The sequence below is a fragment of the Meiothermus luteus genome (assembly GCF_003574085.1).
GTDB lineage: Bacteria > Deinococcota > Deinococci > Deinococcales > Thermaceae > Meiothermus > Meiothermus luteus.
Genome location: NZ_QWKZ01000128.1, coordinates 1 through 6,102, shown reverse-complemented (window position 1 = coordinate 6,102; position 6,102 = coordinate 1). Strand labels below are relative to the sequence as shown.

Genomic DNA, 6,102 nt, shown 5'->3' with positions numbered 1-6,102 from the left:
GGAGGGGGCGGTGGTGCTGGCGCTCCGCCAGCACCACCGCCCCCTCCTCGGCCCCATCCAGGGCCCAGCTCCTGAGCACCTCCTGGGTGCTCTCCACCGTGCCCAAGTAGGCGTAAAAGGCTCCGAAGCGGCCTTCTCGGAGAGCTTCTAGGGCTCGTGGGGTGGGGCTACCCGGGGCCAGGCGGTATCCCCGGCCCTGCTGTGTCTCTAGCGGATAGCCCTGCGCCCGCAGCGCCGCAGCCTGCTTCCAAACGGCCGTGCGGCTCACCCCCAACCTTTGCGCCAGCGCCGGGCCGCTCTGGTAGCGCTCGCTCAGGTGGTCCAGCAGGGGCAGCACGTCAACCAAAATACTTTTTGTAGGTTGACAAGGCAAGCCCCCGCCCGTGCAGGCCCTTCTTCACCGACGGAAAAGACCTAGGGCTCGAGCCACCCAGATGAGCAGCACCGCCCCCACCAACCCCCAAAGCACACCGCCTAGGCTCAAAGAGCCGGCAGAGGCCGCCCCGCCGATACCCAAAACGTCGGCAAAAAGCCACTTGGCCAGCAAGGAGCCCGCGATCCCCACCACGATGTTGGCCAAGGCCCCCTGCTGGGCGTCTGTTCCCATAACCCGGCTAGCCATCCAACCAATAAGGGCCCCCACCAGGATAGCCACAATCCAGGACACACTTTCCTCCTTCATCGCCAGCTTACACCCGGCTTCTCCCTCCTTGCAACGGCCCAGCGGTGCATAGGCTTGACGTATAGCGTATACCGTGATATTCTAAAATCATAAGCGGCAAAAGCCGCGGTTTTTGTTTTAAGCCTTCCCTCACAGGCCGGCTCTAGGGTAAGGCATGCGCACCCTTATTGCCCTGTTGGTAGGAACGGGAATAGCCACAGCCCAGGGCTGGGGTCTTCAAGTGGCCATTGGGCTCACCTTCAACGCCCCGGTGGAACTGCGGGTGGTTCAGCGGGGTTACCCGGAGGTCTATGTGGAGGGAGCCCGGTTCGAGGGGCGGGACCTTGAGCCTTTCCCCTACTACGCCGCCCGGCTGTGGGTGGGTAGCCCCACCGGCCTGCGCTACGAGCTGGAGCTTGTGCACCAAAAACTCTACTGGCTAGGGGGACCCGGCGGTGAGGTCGTGCAACAGCTCAACGCGACCGACGGCTTCAACTACCTTCTCCTTAACCTGGCCTATGGGGAAGGGCTGGGAGGGCTTCGGCTGGTCCCGCGGCTGGGGCTGGGGGTGGTGGTTCCCCACCCAGAAACAGAGGTGCGCAACCAGGCCTGGGGTGTGGACGGCGACCCCCGTTTCTACCACCTGGGGGGAATTGGAGGGCAGCTCGCCCTGGGGGTGGAGTTTCCCGGCCTGCCTGCCGCGCTGCTCGAGGCCAAGCTCACCCTGAGCCAAAGCCGGCTGCAGATCGCACAGGGCTACGCCGAGGGGTTCTTCAGAACCCTGCATGTCCTCTTCGGGCTGGGCTACTAAGGCCCGCCTTGCTCAAGGCGCTGCAGGCGCTCCACCCGCTCGAGGGTGGCCGGATGGGTGGAGAGGTAGCTGGGTGGGTGGGCCTTGGCGGAGAGGCTCTCCAAGCGCAGCAGCATGGCCTGAAGAGGCGCAGTGGTGCCGTAGCGCCTCATCAGGTAAGCCCCAGCGGTGGCATCGGCTTCAAACTCATAGGCCCGGCTATACCCATACTGGATGAGAAGGAGGGGCAGGCCAACCGCCAACGAGGTGGCAGAGGCTACATCCCCCAAGGCCAGCGCGACCAGCACGTAAAGCCCTGCCCCTTGGTAGAGTTGGCGCAGGCTATGGCGGTGCAAGATGTGGGCCACCTCGTGGGCCAGCACCCCCTCTATCTCGCGGTTGTCCTGGGCCAGGGCCACCAGCTCATCGGTCAGCACCACCACCCCTGAGGGGAGGGCCAGGGCGTTGGGGCCAAGCTGCGGGCCGGCTCGGAATTCCAAGCGGTAGGGGTAGCTTCCCCCCATCTCCCCCACCACCTCCTGGAAAAGGGCCTCCAGCTCCTGGCGCCGCCCGGGACTGAGCCGGGAAGGGGCCAAAAACTGGTCGTCCAGAAGCTTTAGCGCCTGCTCGCTGATGGTCTCGGCCACGCTTATGGGGGTGAGGAGGGCAGCCTGCTGGGCCGCAGCGGGCAGACCCCAGTGCAAAAAAGCCCAGCTAAACACCAACAGGGCCACCAGCGAGGCCAGCACCCACGGCCAGCGACGCTCAAGCGCGTCCACCAGGCGCTGCCCGGGGTTTCTCCCGGCCTCCCGCTCCAGCCGACGGATGGCCTCCTGGTTGTCGGTTTCCAGCCGCCCCCCATCCGGCAGCACCACTACCCGCCGGGTTCTCCCCAAGGGTGGAACAATGCGGCACTCCTCCAGGTAGGGTTCCAGGGCCACCCCCTCCCCCTTCACCCGCAGCCGCCGCCCGTCGTAGAGCACCTCTACCGAGCGGGCCCGGGCGCTTTTTCCGTCAAAGTAGGTAGCCCAGAAGAAAATTTCCATAAAAGGGCCCCTAAAGACCTATCTCCAGGCCCAGAATATCCGTAGCGGCCTCGCCCAGGCTAGCCACCCGATCCGGCCCCCCAGCGGCTACGAGGTCATCCAACTCGGCCTCGCTTTGGAGCAACAAGTGTTCCAGCACATGCCGCAGGTAGCGCACCTTGGCCCAGGGAATGGCCAGCCCCAAGGTGAGGACAACGGCCAGCAGGTTGGTGAGGCTAATCCAGGTCAGGTCGCGGACCCGCAAGCGGGCCCGGAGGCGCAGCGGCCCCAAGGTGGTGTGGTTCCAGGTGTGGTTGGTCAGCCTGACGTAAAGGTACTGCTGGACAACCACCAAGGCTGAAAGGGCCAGCAGGCTAAGCGCCAGGACGGCCAAGAGGGCCAGCAGGTCGGCGCCAGGAAGTGGGACGAGAACCGCTCCCGCCCCAAAGACCAGCACGGCCAGCAAGCCCACCCCAAGGTAAAGGAGCAGCGCCAGGCCCACCGCCTTAAGGTAAACCGACCAAAAGAACCCTAGCTGCCCGGTAAAACGGGAGCGGGTGGCGCCGTAGGCGATGTGGTTGTAGATGTACTGCCGCTGGCGGAAGCGGACATAGGGGGTGGCCAGGCCGAGGGTGATAAAGGCGAGGAGGCCCAGCCAGAAGTACTGGAAGTAGGCCTCCCGCAGACTGCCCTGAAAACCGAAGCGGATGCCCCGGTAGGCCGAGTTGTGGGCGGTGAAGCGCAGGGTCTGGTGGATGACCCAAGGGAGCAGGGCGAACCCTCCCGCCACCACCAGAAAGCCAAGCTCCGGGTAGAGGTTGTTGGCGAAGTAGTAAAGCCCTAGGCCGGCGGCCACCACCAGGTTGCCGCGCAGGATGGGCAGGGGCTCTGCCAGGTACTCAAAGGGGTGGCCCGCCAGGTAGGTGTTGGCGTAGAGGTAGCGCCGGGCCCGCACCTTGGCCCAGGCGTAATAGACCCCCAGGGTTAGTACGCTCAGCACGATGTTGACAATCCATATGCGGAAGAACTCCTCCGCGCGGCCCCGAAACTCCAACCGATAGGTCTGGGGCCCTGCGGGGGGCTGAGCTGCCTGGGTCCCTTGCAACGGCTCGGCGTTCCAGTTGGTTTGCGGGTGGGAATCCATACCGCCTCAGTGTAAGCTGCGCCCCAGTGGGAAGGGGGTTCATCTACCCGTCAAACCCCCAGCCCCAAAAGCTCAACCAGCTCCCACAAATCGGCCACCACGTAATCGGGCCTGGGCGGGCGCGGGGGCCTCAGGTGAGGGGCCAAAGCGTGCTCCTCCAGTTCGCTTTGTAGCCGGGCCGCGACCACCTCCTCCAGGTCGGGCCTCTGGGGGCGTTCAAAAACGGGGGTTCTTCGCCAGTCGGGAGGCATCTGCCGCCACAGCCAGACCGCCAAAATCCCAGCCTGTTGGGCCCCCCAGACATCCTGGCTTAACAGATCGCCCACGTGGACCAGCGGCACAGCAGCCCCGTCCAAAGAGGACCAGAACGACGGGTGGGGCTTGATGGTCTGGGTGAGGTCGGGGGCCAGCAACCGGTCGTAGGGTAGGCCAAGCCGGTCCAACAGGACCCGCTGGTAGCGGGCCAGACCGTTGGTGGCCACGGCGATGCGGTGGCCCAAGGCCCGCACGGCGTGCACCGCGGGAAGCGCCTCAGGGTAGAGCAGGGTGGGCTCGAGCTCCACCTCGCCCAAAAGCCTCTCCAAATCCGGGAAGGGCCGCTCCAGCCTCAGCCTCTCCGCCACAGCACGCTGGATGTCGCCCCAGTCAAAGGCCGCCGGGCTGCCCTCAGCCAGCCTTCGCAGGTACTCCTCCCGCAGGGCGTGGCGAACCCTGGGCTCGGCCAAAAAGGGTTCCAGCCAGGGCCGGGCCACCCGGCGAAAGGGCCAGTCGGCCAGGGTGCCGTCCAGGTCAAAACTGAGCCAGCCCATCCACCCCAGTTTACGGCCAAAGCATCAGGACACTTGCCGCCGCATAAATCCGGGCCGCCGCAACCAGTTCCTCCACCTCCACGAACTCGTCGGCCTGGTGGGGCACGGTCTGGCCCCCGGGACCCAGAACCACCACGGGCAGGCCGGCCCAGGCCGAGAGGAAGGTCCCATCGGTGGCCCCTGGGACCCCCCCATAGCGCAGGGGCAGCCTCAGAAGCCCCAGGCTTTCCTCCACCGCCCGCACCACCTCGGCCTCCCGGGGGGTCTGCGTGGCTGGCCGGTCCTCAAAGACCTCGAGGCGGGCCTGAACCCCCGGCTCGAGGCTCTCCTGCAACAACCCCTCCATGCGGCGGCGAAGCTCCGCGTGGGCCTGGTCGGGGTTGGTGCGAACATCCAACCCCAGCCGGAGCCGGCCCGGTATGACGTTGAACTGGCCTTCCCCGGCCCGGGCCTCAAAGACCGTAGGGGTAATCCAGGGCAGGCCCAGGTGGGGGTGCCGGCTTTCGGCCTGTAGAGCCCTTTGCAGCCCCTGCAGGGCCAGCACAAACCTCGAGGCTGAGGGAATCGGGTTGACCCCTGCGTAGGGCATGGCCCCATGGGCCATCCGGCCTTCAAACTCCACCCAGACCCGCATGGCCCCCTTCTGCCACAAACAAACCCGGTTCTCTTCCGGCTCACACACGATGGCCCCTCTAAAGCCCTGGGCGTAGCCAGCCCGGATAAAGGCCTTGATGCCACTCATCAGCCCTTCCTCGTCGCAGACGATGCAGAGGCGAAGGGTTCGCCCAGGCTCCCCCAAAACCCGCCGCACGGCCTGGGCGGCCACAACCGCCGCAGCCAGCCCCCCCTTCATGTCGCAGGCCCCTCGCCCATAGATGCGCCCCCCCACGACGCGCCCCTCGTAAGGGGGAAAGCTCCACTGGGAAAGATCGCCGTGGGTCACCACGTCGGCGTGGCCCTCTAAGATTAGCCCCCCCGGGCCCTCGCCCAAGTCAGCGATGAGGTTGGGCCTCCCCGGGGCCACCTCTTGGACCATGGTCCGAAAACCCCGCGCGCGCAGGTAGGGCTCCAAATAGGCCACCACCGGGGCCTCCCCGGGGCCTGGGTAGTAGCTCTGGATGCGTACCAGGGCCTGGGTAAGCCGCACCAGCTCCTCAGCATCCACCGCCCCAGCAGCCTTTAGGGCCAGCCCGTAGCTACTCATCCGCCCCCTCGTAGAGCGCGCGGTAGGAGACCAGGCCCCCCGCCGAGCGGGCGTGCAGCACCCCGTGGACAATGGCCCGGGCCACCACATCGGCGGCCACCGCGCCCAAAAGGCTCAGCTCGGCAGGGCTCTGCACGGGCTCACCCCCGGTGGCCAAGCAGAAAAGGGTGTCCCCGTCAAAGAGGGTGTGGGCGGGCTGGATGGCTCGAGCAATTCCGTCGTGGGCCATCCGGGCAACTCGCTGGGCCTGGGCCTTGCTCAAACGGGCGTTGACGGCCACACAGCCAATCACGGTCTGCCTTGGAAAAGGGGAAAGGGGCGCTTCGGTATGGTCCGGAGGGGTGAGGGGCTGCGGGGGACGCTTGAGCCGGAATTCGCCCGCGACCTCTAGGTAACGCGCGTAAAGCTCGCCGCTCTTCGGGTCGTGGACCCGACCGTAGGCGTTGGCCACCACCAAGGCCCCCACCAC

8 protein-coding genes are annotated in these 6,102 nt (G+C 66.4%); 1 reads left to right on the top strand and 7 read right to left on the bottom strand.

Features of this window, described 5'->3' with window-relative positions:
• Window positions 1-337 (bottom strand): HTH domain-containing protein (locus tag Mlute_RS13670; protein ID WP_119361140.1); only part of this gene is annotated, 337 nt, incomplete at its 3' end.
• Window positions 338-397: 60 nt separating this feature from the next.
• Window positions 398-667 carry a GlsB/YeaQ/YmgE family stress response membrane protein gene (locus Mlute_RS13665; protein WP_119361141.1) on the bottom strand — a complete coding sequence of 90 codons (270 nt, stop codon included), beginning with the start codon at window positions 665-667 and terminating at the stop codon, window positions 398-400.
• Window positions 668-836: 169 nt separating this feature from the next.
• Here Mlute_RS13665 and Mlute_RS13660 point away from each other — a divergent pair, with 169 nt between their 5' ends.
• Window positions 837-1,472, top strand: a complete 636-nt coding sequence (locus Mlute_RS13660) for a hypothetical protein (RefSeq protein WP_119361139.1) — start codon at window positions 837-839, stop codon at window positions 1,470-1,472.
• Here the strand turns inward: Mlute_RS13660 and Mlute_RS13655 are convergent.
• From Mlute_RS13655 to Mlute_RS13635, 5 genes are all read right to left on the bottom strand, one after another.
• Window positions 1,469-2,497: a M48 family metallopeptidase gene (locus Mlute_RS13655; protein ID WP_119361138.1), complete on the bottom strand. Its 1,029-nt coding sequence runs from the start codon at window positions 2,495-2,497 to the stop codon at window positions 1,469-1,471. The genes Mlute_RS13660 and Mlute_RS13655 overlap by 4 nt on opposite strands.
• Before the next feature lie 10 nt (window positions 2,498-2,507).
• A complete protein-coding gene (locus Mlute_RS13650; protein WP_119361137.1) occupies window positions 2,508-3,620 on the bottom strand; it encodes a YjgN family protein in 1,113 nt (370 codons plus the stop codon).
• A 50-nt stretch (window positions 3,621-3,670) separates the two neighbouring features.
• On the bottom strand, window positions 3,671-4,429 hold the full coding sequence (locus Mlute_RS13645) for an HAD family hydrolase (protein WP_119361136.1): 759 nt from the start codon (window positions 4,427-4,429) through the stop codon (window positions 3,671-3,673).
• Window positions 4,430-4,439: 10 nt separating this feature from the next.
• Window positions 4,440-5,633, bottom strand: a complete 1,194-nt coding sequence (locus Mlute_RS13640; RefSeq protein ID WP_119361135.1) for a M20 family metallopeptidase — start codon at window positions 5,631-5,633, stop codon at window positions 4,440-4,442.
• Window positions 5,626-6,102, bottom strand: a 477-nt coding sequence (locus tag Mlute_RS13635; protein WP_182482576.1) for a P1 family peptidase, incomplete at its 5' end; no start/stop codon positions are given. The genes Mlute_RS13635 and Mlute_RS13640, both read right to left, overlap by 8 nt.

Excerpts from the sequence above, each read along its gene's own strand:
- Mlute_RS13660 (WP_119361139.1), top strand. The coding sequence starts at position 837 with ATGCGCACCCTTATTGCCCTGTTGGTAGGAACGGGAATAGCCACAGCC.
- Mlute_RS13655 (WP_119361138.1), bottom strand. The coding sequence starts at position 2,497 with ATGGAAATTTTCTTCTGGGCTACCTACTTTGACGGAAAAAGCGCCCGG.
- Mlute_RS13650 (WP_119361137.1), bottom strand. The coding sequence starts at position 3,620 with ATGGATTCCCACCCGCAAACCAACTGGAACGCCGAGCCGTTGCAAGGG.
- Mlute_RS13645 (WP_119361136.1), bottom strand. The coding sequence starts at position 4,429 with ATGGGCTGGCTCAGTTTTGACCTGGACGGCACCCTGGCCGACTGGCCC.
- Mlute_RS13640 (WP_119361135.1), bottom strand. The coding sequence starts at position 5,633 with ATGAGTAGCTACGGGCTGGCCCTAAAGGCTGCTGGGGCGGTGGATGCT.